Raw genomic sequence first — 19,930 nt, 5'->3', positions numbered from 1 at the left:
GCTCTTCGCTCCGGGCCGGGCCGATCTCCGGATCGCGGTGGAGCTGGTCCACAGCTTCAACATGGCGGTGATGTTGATGGGCTCGGGGGTGGCGGTGGCGGCCTTCGGGCGCTCGGATCTCGGGCTGAGCGAGTTCCTTCGCAAGAAGGTGACCAAGCTGCTGGTCCCCATGCTGGTGTGGGCGCCCGCGCTGTTCGCGATGCAGGAGCTGCGGCGCGGCAGGCCCCACGGCCTGGAGGCCTGGGTGCAGCTGCTCCAGCGGCTGCCCACCGCGTGGCTCCCTCCCTACTCCATCTTCTGGTTCATGCACGCGCTGATGGGGTGCACGCTGCTGGCGTGGCTGTTCCGGTAGTTCGCCGCGCCCCGGCTCGGCCGCTGGAGTGAGGGGAGCTACTTCGCGCTCGCGATGATCCTCTTCCTCGCGGTGAGCACCTGGAGGCAGCGCACGGGCGGCGGCGCGGCGGGCGAGTACGTGGAGACCCTCCTCTACTGGAACCGCTTCTTCGGCCTGGGGATGCTGCTCCAGCCGCGGCTGGCGGCCGCGCGCCAGGCGCTGGCCCGGCTCCCGATCACGGTGCAGGCCCTGCTGCCCGTGGGCTTCTTCGCGGTGATCGCGCTCGTCTATGCGGTGACCTCCGAGGCGCAGTACGAGCTGGCGCGCACCCTCAACGGCCCGCTGGGCTTCTGCATGCTGTTCACGCTGGCCGTCTTCGCGCGCACCCGGATCGCGGTCCTGGGGGCGGTGTGGAACGAGGCCTGGCGCCGGCTGGTGCTCGTGGGCTCCATGAGCATGACGCTCTACCTGTTCCACCTCTACTTCGTGTCGAGCACGCGCATGGCGTTGGAGCGCTGGCACGCGGGGACGCCGCTGGCGGTGCACCTGGTGGTGGGCACCCTGGCGGGCTGCCTGGGGCCCTGGCTCCTCTTCCAGCTCTTGAAGGGCTCCCCCGTGTTCCACTGGAGCATCGGGTCTGTCGTGAGCGTCCGGAAGAAGCCCGTGACGGTGGAGGCTCCGGCCGGGGACCTGGCCGCGATGCCCGCACCCAAGATGTAACGGGCCTCCTGGCTTGACAGGGTGGGAGCCCGGCTGCTCTCACCTGGATCCATGCTCTCGCTCCTCCTGGCCACCGCGCTCGCCGCGGCGCCCGCGCCTCGCGCCACTCCCTCGGCGAAGGCTGTCGTCCACATCCCCCGGCTGGACAAGCTCTCCGGCCTCCTGGGCTTCATGTCGCGCGCCGGCACGTACTCCGCCATGGCGCGCCCCGCCTCCTGGGGCTCCGAGTTCCACCCCTTCCTCACGGTGGATCCGTTCCGCCCCGAGTCGCTCGCCAGCGTGGGCATGGATCCCGCTGGCCCCGCCACCCTCTCCTACGTGGACCGGGGCAAGGTGTCCTGCGTGCTGCTGGCGGACCCCAAGGCCTTCCAGGCCAAGGCGGCCGAGGCCCTGGCCACCGGAGGCCCGGTGAAGACCACCACCGCCAAGGGCCTGACCACGGTGAGCGCCCCCCGAGGCACTGGCCGCGCGGGCTACGTGCTCAAGGGCCAGGACGTGTGCTCGTTCGCCACGCTCTACGACGACGATGATCTCCAGCAGGAGACGGTGAAGCTGATGGGCAAGGCGCCCGCGCCGGACGCGCGGCTGAGCAAGCTCCCGGGAGCCGTCTACGTGCTCCAGGGCTCGCGCGTGGTGGGCCTGGAGGCCACCGCGGACACGCTCCAGGCCGAGGGCACCGCCACCCAGCTGCCGCTGCCCCCCTTCCAGGCCTCGAGCGCCAGCCCCTATGGAGCGCTGAAGCTGGACGGGCTGCTCGTCAGCCGCGCGCAGGTGGCGCCCTCGGGGCTCTCCCAGGCGGTGGGCTCGGTGCGCTCCAGCCTCCAGCAGCTGTGCGCCAACTGCCCTCCCGAGAAGGTGGACGCGGTGGCGCAGGTGGTGACGCAGCAGCTCACCGGCCACGTCCTCGTGCTCGTGGACAGCGTGCAGGTGAAGGCCTCGCTGCGCACGCCCGAGGGCCGCTTCTTCGCCCCGCGCCAGGGGGTGGCCGCCGAGGTGAAGGACGCGGAGAAGCTGAAGGCGGCGCTCGCCCCGCTGGCGGACTTCCCGGGCGCGCAGGCGCTGGAGGATGGGTACGCGCTCGCGCTCCGAGGCGGCACCGTCTTCGTGCGGCAGAAGGGCAAGCAGCTGGTGGTGGGCAATGACGAGGCCGTGGTGAAGGGCCTGCTGGACTCGCTCTCGGACAAGGGCGCCCGGCTGCCTCACGCCGTGGACTTCACCGCGGACCCCAAGCGCGTGGCGCGGGCGCTCTCCCAGGTCTCGCTGATGGATGTGATGGCCAACCAGCAGCTGGCCGCCCTCTTCGCCATGAGCGCGGAGCTGGGCCTGCTCCTCAGCAACAGCGAGCGGATCAGCGGGTGGCTCGACAGCGCTCCCGGGGGCGCGCACCGCTTCTCCCTCACCTGGGCGCTGCCGGCGGCCGGCGAAAAGCCCGCGCCCTGATCCGGGAACCCGCGGGCCGCTGGCTCCTTCTAAGGAGAGAACCCCAGAGCAAGCCCCCCCCTCTACTGATCCGTTGGCGGGGGGTGCTAGCATCCCGAAAAACTGCGTCTCCGCTGCACAGGCCCAGCGGAGGGACGCTTCTCAAGTCTTGAAAAGTGGTAGGCCGGAATACGACTAACACTCACCTCCACCTATTTAATCGCACCAAGCAACACCTTTCACCCCACTGCGATAATCCGGTTGTACCTCTCGCAGTTCTTCCCCCAATCCCGAGGCTCACCGTGACCATCCGTCGCCTTGATTCGCCTGTTGTCCCCCCCACCACCCGCAACACCGATTCTCAGCCCACCGCCGCGAAGAACACCGCCACCCCGAGCAAGAGCACGATGGAGACGGCGAAGTCTGGCTTCACCCCGGCGGCGGCCCCCAAGACCGCGGCGCCGGATCTGAGCGGTGGCCTGCGCCAGGCCGCGGCTCCCGGCCCGGTGGCCACCACCAGCCCCGAGGGCCAGGCGGCCATCAACGCCACGCTGGACTTCCTCAACCAGCACGCCCCCGCGGGCGAGTCGCTCATTCGCGGCGGCGCCCCGAAGTTCGACGCGTCGAAGAACTTCGTCCCGCGCAGCGTCGAGAAGGACGAGCTGGGCATGACCCACGTGCGCATGGACCGCACGTTCGAGGGCACGAAGGTGTTCGGCGAGCAGATCATCGGCCACCTGGACGCGCAGGGAAAGATGGACAGCGTCACCGGTGACACGTCCACCATCCCCGCGGGCCTGGGCAGCAAGACCCTGAAGCTGTCCGACAAGGACGCGATGGCCGTGGCGCAGAAGGCCTTCGGCGGCAAGACGGACCGCCAGCCCACCCTGGAGCGCGTCGTGTTCCAGGACGACCAGGGCAAGTACCACGCCGGCTACCGCGCGGAGCTGACCAACACCTCCGACGCCAGCCAGAGCCCCCGGAAGATGAACTACCTCATCGACGGCGACTCCGGGAAGATCGTCCAGAGCTTCAACCAGATCGGCGGCTTCGAGAAGAAGCCCGCGGCCACCACGCCCTCCGCGGTGACGGGCACGGCCACGCCGAACGCGGACATCAAGGACAACAAGACGGTCACGTCGAAGATCACCATCGGCGATGACGTCTCCATCGACAAGATGAAGCTGAACCTGGACATCGACCACACCTACCGTGGCGATCTCGTGGTGACGCTGACCAGCCCCTCGGGCAAGTCGGCCACCATCAGCAACCGCGAGGGCGGCAGCGCCGACAACATCAAGGGCGAGTTCGACATGTCCCAGTTCGCCGGCGAGAGCGCCAAGGGCGACTGGACGCTCACCGTCTCGGACAAGGCGCGCGGCGACTCGGGCAAGCTCAACAGCTGGAGCCTGAACATCACCCCCAAGGGCTCGCAGCCTCCTCCTCCTCCTCCTCCTCCGACGGGCACCGCCAACGACAAGACGATGTACAGCGGCACGGTGGACCTGCAGACCACGAAGAACGCGGACGGCACCTTCAGCCTCAACGACTCCACCCGCGGCAAGGGCGTGGAGACGCGCGACACGCACAACTCGGACGAGAACCAGTCTCCCACCCCCAGCAGCACCACGCCGTTCGTGGACAAGAACGATGCCTGGGGCGAGACGGGTGACGATTCGCGCACCAAGGCCGCGGTCGACGCGCACTACGGCGCGGAGATGACGTACGACTTCTACAAGAACGTGCTGGGCCGTGACTCCATCGACGGCAAGGGCGAGAAGCTGCTGTCCAACGTCCACCTGGGCACCAACTTCGTGAACGCCTTCTGGGACGGCCAGCAGATGAACTACGGCGACGGCGACGGCAAGGAGGCCGGCCCGCTCACCACGCTGGACATCGCGGGCCACGAGATCTCCCACGGCCTCACCGAGCGCACCGCGGGCCTGGTGTACAGCGGCGAGTCCGGCGGCCTGAACGAGGCGATGAGCGACATCATGGGCACCGGCGTGGAGTGGTACGCCAGCCAGAAGAACTCGGCGGTGAAGTTCGACTACACCGTGGGCGAGGACGCCTGGACGCCGAACAATGGCGACCCCACCGACGGCCTGCGCGACATGAGCAACCCGACGGCCGACGGCTACTCGCTGGACAACTACAAGAACTTCAAGTCGGGCACCGAGGTGCACAGCTCCAGCGGTATCGCCAACAACGCCTTCTACCTGATGGCCCAGGGCGGCACCAACAAGACCTCCGGCATGAAGGTGGACAGCGGCATCGGCATCGAGAAGAGCCTGAAGATCTTCGGCCGCGCGCTGACCACGTACATGACGCCGAAGACCACCTTCGCCCAGGCGCGTGATGCCTGCATCAAGTCGGCCACGGACCTGTACGGCGCCAACTCGCCCGAGGTGCAGACGGTGCAGAAGGCCTGGAGCGCGGTGGGCGTCGAGTCCAAGAAGTAGTTCGCCTCCAGCTGGCGTCAGGCGGGCCGTTCCTGGCGCCAGCGCGGCCAACGGCCTTCGCGGTCCTCCGCGGAGGCCAGGTGGAGCGCCACCGCCGCGTTGAGATCATTTCCGTCCACGGTTCCCACCAGCCGCCCCTGCTCCAGCACCAGGAGCAGGGGCGGTTGTGTTTCCACCAGCTTCCGCAGCGCGGACCACGCGTCGTCTCCGGGAGAGACGGTCACCGCCGGCCGCACCTGCTCGCGGACGGTGCGCACGGAGCGCTCAGGCCCGGGCACGCGCATCAGGTCCGCCAGCACCACCCAGCCCACCGGGCGATCCGCGTCGGTGGCCGGCAGCGCCAGCAGCTTCGCGCGGCGCAGATCGCCCAGGGCCTCCTCCAGCGAGGTGTCCAGCTCCACGCCGTGGAAGCGAGGAGACATCACCTGCTCCACCTGGAGCTTCTCGAGCACGGTGCGGACCTGCACCTGGCGGGACTCGCCCTCGGCGCCGGTGAAGACGAGGAAGGCGATGAAGGCGAGGAAGGGATTGAAGGTGAGCAGGCCCGCCACGAAGAAGAGCCCTGCGAAGAGCTTGCCCACCCGCGAGGCCACGCGCGTGGCGCGCACCAGCCCCATGCGCCCGGTGAGCACCCCGCGCAGGATGCGCCCCCCGTCCATGGGGAAGGCCGGCACCAGGTTGAAGGCGCCCAGGAAGAAGTTGAGCCCCGCCAGGTAGGAGAGCGCGAAGCGCGGGCTGAAGGCGAGGGTCTCGTGCAGGAGCCACACGGTGAGAAGGAGGAGGGCGCCCAGCCCCACGCTCGTGAGCGGCCCAACGAGCGCCATGAGCGCCTCGTCTCGAGAGCGCCGGGGCAGCTCCGTCACCTCCGACACGCCGCCGACGATCATCAGCGTGATGGAGCGCACCTTGCCGCCGGTGCGCAGCGCATAGAGGACATGTGCCATCTCGTGGATGAGCACCGAGAGGAACAGGCCCACCGCCACGCCCAGGCCCCAGAGCAGGGAGGCTCCCATCCCCGTCCCCGAGGGGGCTCCAGCCGCTCGCACCGCCTGCCGGACGACCCCTCCGTAGGCGAAGGCGAGCAGCGGTAGGACGAGGACGAGGGAGAAGTGGAGCCGGATGGGGATGCCTCGAAACGAGGCCACCTGGAACGATCCTCGACCGCCGCGCATCATCGCCTCCTCAGCGAGCCCCCACCCCTGAAAATCTCCGTCCTGCCAGAGAGGGAAGCACGTGGCGGTGGAGAGCCTCCCTGGCCGCCTGGGCTGCGCTCGACGGGACAAGGACCCGCTGCTTCCGGTAAGTCGAGGGCCTCATGCTCCGCGCGCCCACCTTGCTGCTGCTGCTCACCTGTGTCGCCTGCGCTCCCTCGGCGCTCATCCGCCCGGATGACGCCAGCTTCAACGCGGCCCAGCGGGAGCTCGCCCGGGACGTGCGGGCCGCGCCCCCCGCCGCGCATGCCGAGCCGCCCGCGCCGGACACCGTGCTGTGGCTCCAGGCCGAGTCGCTCTACCGCTACCGCTTCGACGTGGAAGCGGAGCGGCCCACGGCCTCGTATGTGGCGCAGCTGGCGGCGGCGGCCACGGACTTCGCGCCCTTCCTGGTGGCGGCCTCCTCCGAGGGGATGATGGACCTGCGGCTGCATGCCTACGATGGCGCGGCGCAGCTCTACGAGGCCCTGCTCGCGCGCTACCCGAACAGCGCCTACCGGCCGCTGGCGCTCTACCGGCTGGGCTGGGCCTACCGCAACACGCTCACCGAGGGCTTCCCACGCGACAGTGCCGGAGCCTTCGAGCTGCTCCAGCGCGAGTACCCCACCGCTCCCGTGGCCTCGCTCGTGCCCCAGCTGCAAGCCATGCCCTGGAGATCCCAGAACACCGCCGCCGCGTTGTCGCTCATCCCGGGCGCCGGCCAGCTCTACGTGGGCGAGACGGCCAACGGCCTGGTACGCCTGGGAATCAGCCTGGGCTTCGCCGCGCTCGCGGTGGTGCCGCTGGTGTCCCTTGCCCACGAGCGCCACCTGAGGTGGATCCCCATCCTGCTGTCCACCGCGGGGTTCACGGGCCTCCAGGTGTCCTATACCGCCGCGTACCAGGACGCGCAGCGCGCGGTGCTCCAGTTCAACGAGCGCCAGGAGGCCGCCTTCTCCACGGCCCACCCCGAGGCGCCCTGATCCGGACAGGTTCCGAGCCACGGCGCTCCGGCGTGGCGCCTCCTGCCTCGTGTGTAGTTCTTCAGGCATGGCAAACTGCTCAGAACCGACAGAACCATTGCCCGCCCGATCAGGTTTTTGCCTATGGGGTTCGTAGCAACCCTCCCTGCATGCCTACGACACAAGTGCATGCCGACCTTGCAGAGACGACTTCCTCTCGCCTTGACGAGCAGGATCTGCGCATTCCCGATGGGGTGGAGCTCCATCCCGCGCTGGCGGACACGCTGCGGCTGAGGGCCAGCCGCTGGCTCACCCGGGCCCAGCGGGAGTTTCACGACGCACTCTTCGCCTTGGATGGCTCCGAAGACAGCCTCGACCGCTATGCGAGCGCACGAGCGGAGCTCGACTCGGCGGAGGCCTGGGCGCTGCACGTGGCCAGGGCCCTGCGCGGCGCCGCCTTCGCCGCGCCCCCCTCCAAGGCGCACTGACCCACCGGCCTCCAAGGTGCCGGAGCCGCAAGTGGCCCGGCGAATGGAACCAGTTCATCATGGGCGCGCTACGCGACGCCGAGAGCCATTCATTGTACCGCCCTCCACTCGCGGGCTCCGCATGTCATCTCCCGGGCACCGCGCACCCACAAGTTCCGGTCGGCCCCGGCACTCCCTACCTTCCCCCTCGGCGAGGGGGGGGCGGGAGGCAGGGACATGCGGCACACATGGATCTGGGTGCGGACGGCTTATCAAGTGGTGCGCACCATCAAGGATCCCCAGCGGCTGAAGGACATCCTGGGCCTGGCGCCCGTGCTCGCACCTCCCCAGGCGATGCGGCGTGTCACGGATGGTCTCTGGCGCATCCCCTCCGCGGCCCAGGCCCTGCGCGAGCGCCCGCGGCTGGGCACGGTGGAGCTCGACACGCTGCGCACCCTTCCCCCGGGTACCTTCGGCCGCGCCTTCGCGGACCATGTGGTGGACAACGGCCTGGACCTGAGCGCCCTGCCCCACCTGCCGGCCACGACGGACACCGAGTACGTCCGGGCCCACCTGCAGGAGGTCCACGACATCTGGCACGTGCTCACCGGCTTCTCCACCCGGGTGGCCGGAGAGCTGGGCCTGCAGGCCTTCAGCCTGGCCCAGGTGGGCAGCCCCTTCGCCGCGGGCATCCTCACCGGTGGACTGGCCAACACCCTGCTCTACGCCTTCTCCGAGCGGGACGTGCGCATGCGCGCCATCGTCCGCGGCTGGCTCCTGGGAAAGCGGGCTAAGCCCTTGTTCGGAGGGGCCTGGGCGCGCATGTGGGAGAGGCCCCTGGAGGAAATCCGGGCGGCCTTCGGGTTGGAGCTGGAGGCCGTCGAGGCGTTGCTGCCCGCCGTTCCCCAATCGTGCTAGAGGGCGCCCCATGCCCATGGACGGAACCCCCGAGAAGGACCCTCTTCGCGCACGGCTCGAGCAGATGGAGAAGCAGGCCGAGCTGGGCGGCGGCGCGGACCGCATCGCCAAGCAGCACGAGGCCGGCAAGCTCACCGCTCGCGAGCGCATTGAGCTGCTGCTGGATCCCGGCTCCTTCTGCGAGCTGGACAAGTTCGTCACCCACCGCTCGAGCGACTTCGGCATGGGGGACAAGAAGATCCTCGGCGACGGCGTCGTCACCGGCTACGGCACGGTGGATGGGCGCCAGGTGTTCGTCTTCGCCCAGGACTTCACCGTGTTCGGCGGCTCGCTGTCGGGCGCGTACGCGCAGAAGATCTGCAAGATCATGGACATGGCCACCCGCGTGGGCGCGCCCGTCATCGGCCTGAACGACTCGGGCGGCGCGCGCATCCAGGAGGGCGTGGAGAGCCTGGCGGGCTACGCGGACATCTTCCTGCGCAACACCCTGGCCTCGGGCGTGGTGCCGCAGCTCTCCCTCATCCTGGGCCCGTGCGCCGGCGGCGCGGTGTACTCGCCGGCGATCACCGACTTCATCCTCATGGTGAAGGACACCTCGTACATGTTCATCACCGGCCCGGACGTCATCAAGACGGTGACGCACGAGGAGGTGACGAAGGAGGCGCTGGGCGGCGCGCTCACGCACAACCAGAAGTCCGGCGTGGCGCACTTCGCCGCGGAGAACGAGCAGGCCGCCATCCTGATGACGCGCGAGCTGCTCTCGTTCCTGCCCTCCAACAACCAGGAGGATCCGCCCGTCCAGCCGAGCGACGATGATCCGTTCCGCACCGAGGACAGCCTGAAGGACATCGTCCCGGCCAACCCGAACAAGCCCTACGACATCAAGGACATCATCCGCGCAGTGGTGGACCACAAGCACTTCTTCGAGGTGCAGGAGCACTACGCGAAGAACATCGTGGTGGGCTTCGCGCGGATGAACGGGCGCCCGGTGGGCGTGGTGGCCAACCAGCCGGCGGTGCTGGCGGGGTGCCTGGACATCGACGCCAGCGTGAAGGCGGCGCGCTTCGTGCGCTTCTGCGACTGCTTCAACATCCCGCTGGTGACTTTCGTGGACGTGCCGGGCTTCCTGCCGGGCACGGACCAGGAGTGGGGCGGCATCATCACCCACGGGGCCAAGCTGCTGTACGCCTTCGCCGAGGCCACGGTGCCCAAGGTGACGGTGATTACCCGCAAGGCCTACGGCGGGGCGTATGACGTGATGGCCTCCAAGCACATCCGCGCGGACATCAACTACGCCTACCCCACGGCGGAGATCGCCGTCATGGGCCCCGAGGGCGCGGTGAACATCATCTTCCGCAACGAGCTGGGCAAGGCCTCGGACGCCAACGCCGAGCGCACGAAGCTGGTGAACGACTACCGGGAGAAGTTCGCCAACCCCTTCAAGGCGGCGGAGCTGGGCTACATCGACGAGGTGATCCGCCCCGAGCAGACGCGGGCCAAGGTCATCCGCGCGCTGGAGATGCTCAAGGACAAGCGCCAGGAGAACCTGCCGCGCAAGCACGGCAACATCCCCCTGTAGGGTGGGCTGGGCCTCAAGCTGAGCAGGCAAGCACGCGCCGTCCGGGAAATTCTCAGGCGGCGCACAAGCTTTCTAGGGAGCTCACTTTTAATGGAGATCTCTTTGTCCCACCCGCGCCTCATCCTGTTCCTGTCCGACGTCGAAGGAAACCTCACCGCGCTGCGCCAGACGTTGAAGCGGGTATGTGAGGACCTGGGCCAGTCCACCCCTGAAGTGAAGTGGACTCAGAGCGCCTCGGCGCTGGGAGACGCGGGTTGGCACGTGGCCGAGGTGACGCTGCCCACCCAGCGCAAGCCCCGCGAGAGCCACCTGGAAGAGCACCTGGACAAGCTGACGCAGGCGCTGTCCCAGGACTTCCGCGACCGCGCGGTGGGCCTGTTCGCGGACAAGGCCAACAGCTATGCCCGCGTGTGCGTGGGCGGCCCGGGCCGGCCCTCGAAGATGCTGGAGGGCGAGTTCCTGGACGTGCTGCGGCAGGCGGCCAAGTGGCTCGAGGTGGAGACCACGGTGCTCGCCCGCCTGCTGGGCAACAACCCGGCGCGCAACCTGCTGGCCGCCGCGGTGGACTTCGGTGAGGAGGGCAAGGAGGCCACCGAGCAGCCCGCCCCGCCCCCGGAGCCGGACGAGGAGGACCGCTTCGTCGAGGCCAAGCTCTCCGAGGCCAAGCTGCTCATGGAGCGCTACCTCACCGCCACGCGCAAGTAGCAGCCCCCAGGTCCAATCGGTTGGACCTCCCGATTCAAGGGGCAAAGCGAGGGCGAGGGCCAGAACCCGCGTGTTAGATTGAGCGGGTGCTGCTCCTCGTCCTCTACGTGGGGCTGGTCTACGGGGCCGCGCTGATCGCGGCGCTGCTGGCCACAGGCCCGCGCTGGCGGCGAGGCGCGGCGGTGCTCCTCGTCGCAGCGGGGTATGCCGTCCCCTTCCTGGCTCCCACCGGCGACCCGACCTTCCGGGCCTTCGTGGCGCTGGGCAGCCTGTGGTTCACCGCTCGCACCGTGGAGCTTCTGCGCGAGCCCAAGCCCGTGCCCACCTCGCGCCGCATCTGGCATGTCCTGGGGTTGGTGGACACCCTGCGAGCGCGCCGCATGACTCCCCGGGTGGATACGTCCGCGCTGATCCGGCTGCTCGTGTGCGCGCCGCTGGTGGCCGCCGGATGGGCTGGAGTCTCCTTCGGCAGCTACCTGCCCTCGGGCGCGGCCCGGCTCGCGGTCCGCTGGAGCGCCGGAGTGGTGCTCGTGTACACCGGCGTGGAGACGGTCGTCGCCCTCGTCATCCTCCTCTATGGCTTGCTGGGCGTTGATCCCCGCCCGCTCCATGACGATCCCATCCGCTCGCGGACGATCACCGAGTTCTGGAGCCGCCGCTGGAACCGAGCCGTCCACCGCTTCCTGAAGCAGACCGTCTTCGCGCCCGTGGCGCGCCGGGGGCGCACGGGGCTGGGCCTGGTGCTCACCTTCCTGATGAGCGCCTTCATCCACTTCGCCTTCATGCTGCCGGCGGTGGGGCTCTTCTGGGCGGGGATGATGGGCGCGTTCTTCGTGCTCCAGCTCCCCTTCCTGTGGGCCGAGCGCGCCCTGGGCGTCAACCGATGGCCTGGGCTCCTCGCCCGGGCGTGGACCCTGGGCCTGCTGCTGGTGAGCTCCCCGCTCTTCGTCGAGCCGGCGCTCCAGATCGTCGATAGCTGGAGCGCGCCTCGGTCTTCGCAGTCGCTGACACGTCGCCTCAGCCCCTCTCAGCGAGATCCTCAGCTACCCAGTTCTGACGCGGAAGACCGGCGCGTGGTGATCGAGGCGGAGGGGACGAAAGCCGAGAGCTGGGGCAGTTTCACCCTCAAGGTATGGAATGATGACAGGACTCGGAGCCTCATCATCTCAGGGGTGACGTTCCCGTGAAAGAGCGCAGGTGTAGCGATGGGTACGCGGGGGCAGGAAGCTACCAATCTGGATGGCACCCAAAGGGCGAGTCGGGCCAGGGCTGCCGACAGCGATACCCCTCGGCGCATATGGAGGGGCACTGGGGATCGCAAGCCGGGACGCATTCATATTCGCTGCAGACCTTTCCCGTTGGGCAGGGCGGATCATTTTTGCCGCCGCACCCCTGGACACACCAGAGCCACGCCTTTCCGGGTTGCGGTGGGTCAGGCAAAGCTTGGCATTGCCGGCCCTCGGGACAAGGCGTCTGTTGGCAGTTAGGGCCGTACACGTGGACGCACCGGGAGGAGTCCTCGGAGAACCGGATGCACTGCTGGCCCGCAGGGCATTCTCGCCTCTCGCAGGTGGGCAGACATGCAGGCTCGGGAGTCGTGTCCGCGCAGAAGAAGCCCTCGGGACACTCCGCCTGCGCGCCCAGGCGGCATGAGTGGGCACACCAACCAGCCCGCCCCGCGCACAGAAGTCCGGCCGCACAGGCGCTCTTCTGGTCTACCGGAACTGGGTCACAGTTCTCGCCCTCCTGACGCACGCCCACGGGAATGCAGAGGCGCACGGCCGGTCCATGCTTTTCCGTGGCAAGCCTGAGGCAGACCTGTCCTTCGGGGCACTGCGCATCCGTGGTGCACTGGCTGTCAGTGCAGAACGCGTGCCGGTACCGGGACTGATACAAGCAGCCCAGCGGTGGGTCGCACTCAGCACCCGACTCGCAGGGCCGCTTGTACGTCAACAACCGTTCGCGCTGCTCACTGTCGAGCATCGGGCTGATGCGCACTCCTGTCGGGTCCGCTGGCTCGATCTCTGGGCGAAGGAGCGTCCCTAGCAGTAGTAAGAGCGGCAGCGGCAGGAGCACGCCCGCGCAGACGCTAAGGAGCGTGCGCCAATTCATGGGCCGCCGCACTGGTGACATTTCTTCTCATCCTTGTCGGGGCCATTGCCGCATACAGCATCTTTAAATGCCTGCGAGCAGCTCTTGAGCATCAGCAGGTTCTCCTGCGAATCGTTATGGACGGCCTTGGCCACGCGGCCGTCCTTGCCTAATTCAGAGGGGCAGCCGGTCATCGCCATGACTGAAAGCACGACCACTCCCGCTTGGAGCCACCGCATCAGGCCCTCCCATGAAGGACCCTCGACGCTACCAGCGCAGTTCCCGTAGCGTCCACGCTTCAACAAGTAGGCAGCACCAGTCGTGGACCCGTCGGAGTTCTGGATGAAAGAGGCAGCTAATGCTCTGAAGCGTTCGCGCTAACGACTGCCGCATTTTTGCGTCTGCATCAGGGGTGGGGCGGGCCCTTGGCCTCGCCCGCAGGCGGCCCCTGCCTACCCGGACGCGCTCCCCCCTCCCGATCATCGGGCCGGATCTGCGAGCTGCCAGCATCCGGGGCGATTCCGGCATCCGCTTTCTGTGTCCACGCACCCGACGAGGACTCGGTGGGAGCCTTTGCCGGGGCCCGCTCAGGAGCAGGCGCGGTGTCGCCGACTCCCGTTGCTCCATGCATATGCGGAGCCGAGGGCGTCGCCTCGGGAGTGGGGCTGGCCTGGGTGGGATTGGCTTGTGAGGGTTTGGCCTGGGCCGGAGTCTCAGCCGGCGGAGGGGTAACAAGCTTGTTGTCCTCGCAGCCTCCCAGCAGGAAGGCGGCGAGCAGGAGCTGTCCAACAGCGTTGCGCATGGGTGAAGTCCTCTCGATGGAAGGCGCTACTGCGAAGGGGCGGGTCTCGGCCAGAACACGGGAGCGCTGGCTTCCTCGACGGCGACGACGCGCTCCTTCTTCTTCGTATCCCAGACCTGGGCCGAGTGCGGATCCGCATAGTTGGCGATGAGCAGCCACTGCTCCTGGAGCCGCAGCCCCAGATAGTCATCCGGCTTGGCCCACAGGTCCTCCAGCTCCACCGGCTTTCCGCCCTGCTCCCAGGCCAGCGGCGCGGACGGATAGAGCAGCTCGCCTCCCAGCGCGCCCCGGTAGTAGACCGTCCCGCCCGGCGTGGACAGCGCCATCCACTTCCCCTCCTCGTGCTGCTCGGGCAAGGGCAAGGCCGCATCCAGCTTCTTCGCCACGCTCTTGGACACCTCCTGGCCCGGCAGCTCCGGCTCGGTGGGAAAAGCGCTCGCGATGAGCCCCAGGGTCTTCACCGTGTCGAGCACGCGAATGCCCGGCACGAAGTCCGACTCGAAGCCGCTGGCCTTCGTCTCCACGCGCTTCCAACTTCCCTCCTCGAGCCGGTACGCGTGAGCGAGCCCCGGAGAGCCATCCACCAACTCGGGCAGTGGGTAGCGCTGGCCCTCGAAGGTCAGGAACCGCTGGCCCTGGAGCCCCTTCTCGGGCGTCCTCTTCACGTAGACATCGGCGAGGATCGCCACCAGCCGGCCCTGCTTGTCGAAGCCGAGTTCCTGGATGGACGGCTTGTCCGGCCCAGCAGGCCCCGTGCCTCCGGGCAGCGTCTTCAGGTCGAGCGGCTTCCCCTTGTGCGTCGCGAGGTCTACCCGCCAGGCCCTCTGCACCTCCCCCTCGCCAGAGGGCCACGTGAACACGAGCCCCTCCTTGCCCTCCGGGCTCCAGGACACCATGGACCGGTCACACGCCCCGTTGAAGGAGAAGACCGCCACCGGCTCTCCAGAGGGGAGCGGATGCCGCAACCACTCACAGCGCTCGGGATCCGAGGGCTTCAAGTAGGACAGCGCGGGCCCAGCAGCGAGGACCGGCGCGGGCGCGGGCGTGGGAGCAGGCTTGGGCGCGGGAGCAGGCGCGGGAGCCGGAGCCGCAGCCGCGGCGGGCGGGCCCGAGTCCTGGGCCGTGGTGGACGGAGCGCTGTGGGACTTGCAGCCCGCCAGCACGAGGGTGCCCAGCAGGAGCTGTCCCAGGACATGGCGCATGGCGAAGGTCCTCCGAGCCATCACGGGCCGCCGGGCTTGGGCCAGAAGGTGGGCGCGTTGGCCTGTTCGGCGGTGAAGACTCGCTCCTTCGTCCGCGTATCCCAGACCTGGGCGACGTACGGCTCACTGTAGTTGGAGATGAGCAGCAGCCCATCCTGGACCTCAAGCTCAAGCGGATCCTCCGGCTTCGCTGACAGGCCCTTCACCGGCACCAGCTTTCCTCCCTGCTCCCAGGCCACGGGAACGGACGGAAAGAGGAACTCTCCGCCCTGTGAACCTCGGTAGTAGAGCGTCCCGCCCGGCGTGGAGAGCGACATCCACTGCCCGTCCGCGTCCTGCCCGGGGAACGCCACATCCAGCTTCTTCGCGGCGCTCTCGGAGGCCTCCTCCCCGGGCATGCGCCCCCCGATCCCCGGCTCCGGCACCACCGGCATCAGCGTCTCCCCCGCCTTGAGGATCCGAATGCCCGGAGCCAGATCCGTCTCGAAGTGGCTGGCCTTCGTCTCCACGTGCTTCCAGCCCCCCTCCTCGAGCCGGTACGCGTGGGCCAGCCCCGGTTCGCCCTCCTGGTTTTCATTGAGTGGGTAGCGCTGGCCCTCGAAAGTCACGAACGCCTGGCCGTCCTTTCCCTTCTCGGGCTTCCGCTCGCTGTAGATGTCTTCCAAGAGCGCCACCGGACGGCCCTGCTTGTCGAAGCCGAGTTCCTCGATGGACGGCGTATCCGCCTCGCCCGAGTTGCTGCTCCCAAGCAGCGCCTTCAGGTCCAGCGGCTTGCCGGTATGAGCTACCAGATCCACCCGCCAGGCCTTGACCGCGGGCGGGACGAACACGAGCCCCTCCTTGCCGTCCGGGCTCCAGGACACCATGGCCTGGCTGCAGGGCTCCTGGAAGGAGTACACCACCGCCGGCTCGCCCGAGGGGAGCGGTTGCCGCACCCAGTCACAGCTCTTGGGGCTCGTGTCCTTCAGGTAGGACAGCGCGGGACCGGACGCGGGGGCCGGAACAGGCGCGGGCGCGGGCGTGGGCGCGGGTGTGGAGCCCTTGGCTGAGGCCGAGGCCGCTGGCGTTCCCGAGCCCTGTGCAGTGGAGGACGGCTCGTCATGGGACTTGCAGCCCGTCAGCGCGAGGGCGGCGAGCAGCGCGGGGGTCCAGCGGCTCAGGGACATGGCGTTCCTCGAAAGTCCGGGTGCGTCAGAGCGGGCAGACTATCCCCGCTCCGCCCGGGGGAGTCACTCTCCGTGAGGCTCCCACGGCGTTCACCGAGCCAGCGCCCGCGTGTGGTAAAGGGCGCCCATGCCCAAGATTCGCAAGATCCTCATCGCCAACCGCGGAGAGATCGCCATCCGGGTGATGCGCACCTGCAAGGAGCTCGGCATCGCCACGGTGGCCGTCTACTCCGAGGCGGACCGCTCCGCGCTGCACGTCCGGATGGCCGACCAGGCCTACTTCGTGGGCCCGCCTCCCTCCCGGGAGAGCTACCTGGTCCAGGAGCGCATCCTCGAGGCGGCGAAGAAGTCCGGGGCGGACGCCATCCACCCGGGCTACGGCTTCCTGTCCGAGAACGCCTCGTTCGTGCGCGCGTGCGAGAAGGCGGGCATCACCTTCATCGGCCCGCCGGCCTCGGCCATGGACGCCATGGGCGAGAAGACGCGGGCCCGGCAGAACATGATCAAGGCCGGAGTGCCCGTGGTGCCCGGCACCGCCGCGCCCATCGACACCGAGGAGGAGGCGCGGGTGTACGCGGAGAAGATCGGCTTCCCCATCATGCTCAAGGCGGCCGGCGGCGGTGGCGGCAAGGGCATGCGCCGGGTGGAGGGCCTGCAGGAGTTCGCCTCCGCGTGGCGCGGCGCCAAGGGCGAGGCGATGAGCGCGTTCGGCAATGACGCGGTCTACATCGAGAAGTACCTGGAGAAGCCCCACCACGTGGAGATCCAGGTGTTCGCCGACCAGCACGGCACGGTGGTGCACCTGAACGAGCGCGAGTGCTCGGCGCAGCGGCGCCACCAGAAGGTGGTGGAGGAGACGCCCAGCCCCATCCTCACCCCGGAGCTGCGGGCGAAGATGGGCGCGGTGGCGGTGCAGGCCGCTCGGGCGGTGAACTACGTGGGCGCCGGCACCGTGGAGTTCCTGGTGGACGTGCACCGCAACTTCTACTTCCTGGAGATGAACACCCGCCTCCAGGTGGAGCACCCAGTGACTGAGTGGGTCACCGGGCTGGACTTGGTGGCGCTGCAGATCAAGGTCGCCCAGGGCGAGAAGCTGCCCTTCACCCAGCCCGAGCCGCCGCGCGGCCACGCCATCGAGGTGCGCATCTACGCGGAGGATCCGGCGCGCAACTTCATGCCGAGCCCGGGGAAGATCCAGTACCTGCGCGTGCCGGGAGGCCCCAACGTGCGAGACGACTCGGGCGTGTACGCGGGCTACACGGTGCCCAACTTCTATGATCCGATGATCTCCAAGCTGTCGGTGTGGGCGCCGACGCGGGCCGAGGCCATCGCTCGGACTCAGCGGGCGCTGAGCGAGTACGTGGTCAAGGGCATCACCACGAACACGCGCTACCTGAAGGCCATTGTCAGCCACCCGGAGTTCCAGGGCGGCGACTACGACACCAGCTTCCTCACGCGCGAGCACACCACGCTGCTGGGCCACGAGGATCCGAAGCTGCAAGAGGTGGCGCTGCTGGCGAGCGCGCTGTTCGCCCACCAGCGCGACCAGAAGCGCGCGAAGACGCTGCCCCAGAAGGCCGGCGCTGCCGGGACGGGCGGCATGTCCCCGTGGCGGCAGGGCCTGCGGACCCGTCGGCGTTAGCACTCCACCCTCTCTCGAGACACTCACTCCATGCGTTACTTCGCGAAGCTGCAGGGCCAGAAGGAAGCGGTGCCGGTGGACATCGAGCACCTGGGCGGCACCCAGTACCGGCTGACGCTCCAGGACAAGACGTACACGGTGGACGCGCTCACGTTGGATCACGGCGCGGTGTCCCTGCTGGTGGACGGCACCTCCTACCCCGTCGAGTTCGAGGAGAACGGGGATGAGGTGGGCGTGCTGGTGCGCGGGCAGGTGACCCGGGTGGACGTGGCGGACGAGCGGCGGCTGCGGCTGCGCGCGGGCTCCGCGGGCTTCACCGCCGAGGGCAAGCAGATCATCAGCGCGCCCATGCCCGGCAAGGTCGTCAAGGTGCTGGTGAAGCTGGGCGACGAGGTGAAGGAGGGGCAGGGCCTGGTGGTGGTGGAGGCGATGAAGATGGAGAACGAGCTGAAGAGCCCCAAGGCCGGCAAGGTGGTGGAGCTGCTGGCCAAGGAGGGCACGGCCGTGGAGAACAACGCGAAGCTCGCGGTGGTGGAGTAATGGCGGACATCAAGGACGAGAAGGCCCGCTGGCGGAAGCAGGTCTACGAGAAGGCCAAGGCGAAGGGCGGCGAGCGCCACCCCTCGTTCGTCACCTCGAGCGGCCTCGAGGAGCAGCCCGTCTACACCCCCGAGGACGCGCAGGGCGAGTACCTGGAGCAGCTCGGCTTCCCGGGCGAGTACCCCTTCACCCGCGGCGTGCAGCCGACGATGTACCGCGGCCGCTTCTGGACGATGCGCCAGTACGCCGGCTTCGGCTCGGCCGAGGAGTCCAACCAGCGCTACCACTACCTGCTGAAGTCCGGGCAAACGGGCCTGTCGGTGGCCTTTGATTTGCCGACGCAGATGGGGCGCGACGCGGACCACGCTCGCGCGCGCGGCGAGGTGGGCAAGGTGGGCGTGTCCATCTCCTCCCTCCAGGACATGCAGGTGCTGCTCAAGGGCCTGCCGCTGGCGGACGTGTCCACGTCCATGACGATCAACGCCACGGCGCCCATCCTGCTGTGCCTCTACGCGGCGGTGGGCGAGCAGAACGGCGTGGCGCTGGAGCAGCTCTCGGGGACGGTGCAGAACGACATCCTCAAGGAGTACATGGCTCGCGGCACGTACATCTACCCGCCCGCGCCATCGCTCCGGCTCATCACCAACCTGTTCGCGTTCTGCGCGAAGCGCATCCCCAAGTGGAACCCCATCTCCATCAGCGGCTACCACATCCGCGAGGCGGGCTCGACGGCGGCGCAGGAGAGTGGCTTCACGCTGGCTGACGGCATCGCCTACGTGGAGGCGGCGCTCAAGGCGGGCCTGCAGGTGGATGAGTTCGCCGGCCGGCTGTCCTTCTTCTTCAACGTCCACAACAACTTCCTGGAGGAGGTTGCGAAGTTCCGGGCCGCGCGGCGGCTGTGGGCGCGCATCATGAAGGAGCGCTTCCAGGCGAAGGATCCGCGCTCGATGATGCTGCGCTTCCACGCGCAGACGGCGGGCAGCACGCTGACGGCGCAGCAGGTGGACAACAACGTGGTGCGCGTGGCGCTACAGGCGCTGGCGGCGGTGATGGGCGGGGCGCAGTCGCTGCACACCAACAGCCGGGACGAAGCGCTGGCGCTGCCCTCCGAGGAGGCCGCGCGGCTGGCGCTGCGCACGCAGCAGGTGATTGCCTACGAGTCCGGCGTGGCGGACATCATCGACCCGATGGGCGGCTCGTACGCGGTGGAGGCGATGACGGACGAGCTGGAGGCCAAGGCCCAGGACTACATCCGCCACATCGACGACATGGGCGGCATGGTGGAGGCCATCGCCAAGGGCTACCCGCAGAGCGAGATCCAGGAGGCTGCCTACCAGGCCCAGCGCGAGCTGGAGCAGAAGCGCCAGGTGGTGGTGGGCGTGAACCAGTTTCAGATCCAGGAGCCCCCGCCCTCCGGGCTGCTGCGCGTGGACGAGAGCGTGGGGCGCGCCCAGTCCGAGCGCCTCCAGAAGCTGCGCGCCGAGCGGGACAACGGGGCGGCGGCCCGGACCGTGAACGCCCTGCGCAAGGCCGCGGCCACTGCGGACGAGAACCTCATCCCGCTGATCCTCGACGCGGTGAAGGCGTCCGCGACCCTGGGGGAGATCTCCGACGCCATGCGCGACGTCTTCGGCGAGCACAAGGAGCACGTAGTCCTCTAGCGCCCTGCCTCGGCTCGCGGCCCCTCCCGCGACGCGGGCCCCAGCTGGCAGGGCCCGCGCGCGGAGCCGG

The 19,930-nt window shown here is 68.9% G+C and carries 17 protein-coding genes; 13 read left to right on the top strand and 4 right to left on the bottom strand.

What is annotated here, in order from left to right:
• From ACJ8AT_RS38985 to ACJ8AT_RS38970, 4 genes are all read left to right on the top strand, one after another.
• Nucleotides 1-352: acyltransferase family protein (locus ACJ8AT_RS38985; RefSeq protein ID WP_407743068.1), on the top strand; the 352-nt coding region annotated here is incomplete at its 5' end.
• 54 nt (nt 353-406) lie between these two features.
• Complete coding sequence (locus ACJ8AT_RS38980; protein ID WP_407743067.1) at nt 407-1,054, top strand: hypothetical protein; 648 nt, start codon at nt 407-409, stop codon at nt 1,052-1,054.
• 51 nt (nt 1,055-1,105) lie between these two features.
• Nucleotides 1,106-2,494, top strand: coding sequence for a hypothetical protein (locus ACJ8AT_RS38975; RefSeq protein WP_407743066.1), 1,389 nt, complete (start codon nt 1,106-1,108; stop codon nt 2,492-2,494).
• A gap of 281 nt (nt 2,495-2,775) precedes the next feature.
• Complete coding sequence (locus ACJ8AT_RS38970) at nt 2,776-4,935, top strand: M4 family metallopeptidase (protein WP_407743065.1); 2,160 nt, start codon at nt 2,776-2,778, stop codon at nt 4,933-4,935.
• A 17-nt stretch (nt 4,936-4,952) separates the two neighbouring features.
• Here ACJ8AT_RS38970 and ACJ8AT_RS38965 read toward each other — a convergent pair whose 3' ends face one another.
• A complete protein-coding gene (locus tag ACJ8AT_RS38965) occupies nt 4,953-6,080 on the bottom strand; it encodes a site-2 protease family protein (RefSeq protein ID WP_407743064.1) in 1,128 nt (375 codons plus the stop codon).
• A gap of 170 nt (nt 6,081-6,250) precedes the next feature.
• Between ACJ8AT_RS38965 and ACJ8AT_RS38960 the strand changes: the two genes are divergently transcribed.
• The 6 genes from ACJ8AT_RS38960 to ACJ8AT_RS38935 all read left to right on the top strand — a co-directional run bounded on the left by ACJ8AT_RS38960 (nt 6,251) and on the right by ACJ8AT_RS38935 (nt 11,943).
• Nucleotides 6,251-7,108 (top strand): hypothetical protein, encoded by an 858-nt coding sequence (locus tag ACJ8AT_RS38960; RefSeq protein WP_407743063.1) that lies wholly within the window; start codon nt 6,251-6,253, stop codon nt 7,106-7,108.
• 149 nt (nt 7,109-7,257) lie between these two features.
• On the top strand, nt 7,258-7,575 hold the full coding sequence (locus ACJ8AT_RS38955) for a FruA-associating protein, FapA (RefSeq protein ID WP_407743062.1): 318 nt from the start codon (nt 7,258-7,260) through the stop codon (nt 7,573-7,575).
• Between the two features lie 216 nt (nt 7,576-7,791).
• Complete coding sequence (locus ACJ8AT_RS38950) at nt 7,792-8,472, top strand: Coq4 family protein (protein WP_407743061.1); 681 nt, start codon at nt 7,792-7,794, stop codon at nt 8,470-8,472.
• A gap of 16 nt (nt 8,473-8,488) precedes the next feature.
• Nucleotides 8,489-10,051 carry an acyl-CoA carboxylase subunit beta gene (locus tag ACJ8AT_RS38945; protein WP_407743070.1) on the top strand — a complete coding sequence of 521 codons (1,563 nt, stop codon included), beginning with the start codon at nt 8,489-8,491 and terminating at the stop codon, nt 10,049-10,051.
• A gap of 102 nt (nt 10,052-10,153) precedes the next feature.
• Nucleotides 10,154-10,756 (top strand): hypothetical protein, encoded by a 603-nt coding sequence (locus ACJ8AT_RS38940; protein ID WP_407743069.1) that lies wholly within the window; start codon nt 10,154-10,156, stop codon nt 10,754-10,756.
• 86 nt (nt 10,757-10,842) lie between these two features.
• Nucleotides 10,843-11,943 carry an MBOAT family O-acyltransferase gene (locus tag ACJ8AT_RS38935; RefSeq protein ID WP_407743060.1) on the top strand — a complete coding sequence of 367 codons (1,101 nt, stop codon included), beginning with the start codon at nt 10,843-10,845 and terminating at the stop codon, nt 11,941-11,943.
• Between the two features lie 921 nt (nt 11,944-12,864).
• Here the strand turns inward: ACJ8AT_RS38935 and ACJ8AT_RS38930 are convergent.
• The 3 genes from ACJ8AT_RS38930 to ACJ8AT_RS38920 all read right to left on the bottom strand — a co-directional run bounded on the left by ACJ8AT_RS38930 (nt 12,865) and on the right by ACJ8AT_RS38920 (nt 16,017).
• Nucleotides 12,865-13,086: a hypothetical protein gene (locus ACJ8AT_RS38930; protein ID WP_407743059.1), complete on the bottom strand. Its 222-nt coding sequence runs from the start codon at nt 13,084-13,086 to the stop codon at nt 12,865-12,867.
• Between the two features lie 589 nt (nt 13,087-13,675).
• Nucleotides 13,676-14,851 carry a hypothetical protein gene (locus tag ACJ8AT_RS38925; RefSeq protein ID WP_407743058.1) on the bottom strand — a complete coding sequence of 392 codons (1,176 nt, stop codon included), beginning with the start codon at nt 14,849-14,851 and terminating at the stop codon, nt 13,676-13,678.
• A 20-nt stretch (nt 14,852-14,871) separates the two neighbouring features.
• Nucleotides 14,872-16,017 carry a hypothetical protein gene (locus ACJ8AT_RS38920; RefSeq protein ID WP_407743057.1) on the bottom strand — a complete coding sequence of 382 codons (1,146 nt, stop codon included), beginning with the start codon at nt 16,015-16,017 and terminating at the stop codon, nt 14,872-14,874.
• Between the two features lie 127 nt (nt 16,018-16,144).
• On the opposite strand from ACJ8AT_RS38920, the gene accC reads away from it, so the two are divergent.
• Genes accC through ACJ8AT_RS38905 form a run of 3 tightly spaced genes read left to right on the top strand, consistent with a single transcriptional unit; the run spans nt 16,145 to nt 19,860 of the window.
• Complete coding sequence (accC, locus tag ACJ8AT_RS38915) at nt 16,145-17,659, top strand: acetyl-CoA carboxylase biotin carboxylase subunit (protein WP_407743056.1); 1,515 nt, start codon at nt 16,145-16,147, stop codon at nt 17,657-17,659.
• 30 nt (nt 17,660-17,689) lie between these two features.
• On the top strand, nt 17,690-18,199 hold the full coding sequence (locus ACJ8AT_RS38910) for a biotin/lipoyl-containing protein (protein ID WP_407743055.1): 510 nt from the start codon (nt 17,690-17,692) through the stop codon (nt 18,197-18,199).
• Entirely contained in the window at nt 18,199-19,860 is a 1,662-nt protein-coding gene (locus ACJ8AT_RS38905) for a methylmalonyl-CoA mutase (protein ID WP_407743054.1), read from the top strand. The genes ACJ8AT_RS38910 and ACJ8AT_RS38905 overlap by 1 nt, the downstream gene beginning before the upstream one ends.
• Nucleotides 19,861-19,930 lie beyond the last annotated feature (70 nt).

It is taken from the genome of Hyalangium sp. (genome assembly GCF_045802625.1).
GTDB lineage: Bacteria > Myxococcota > Myxococcia > Myxococcales > Myxococcaceae > Hyalangium.
Note: the sequence above shows the minus strand (reverse complement) of the source record. Positions and strands in the feature narration are given on the sequence as shown.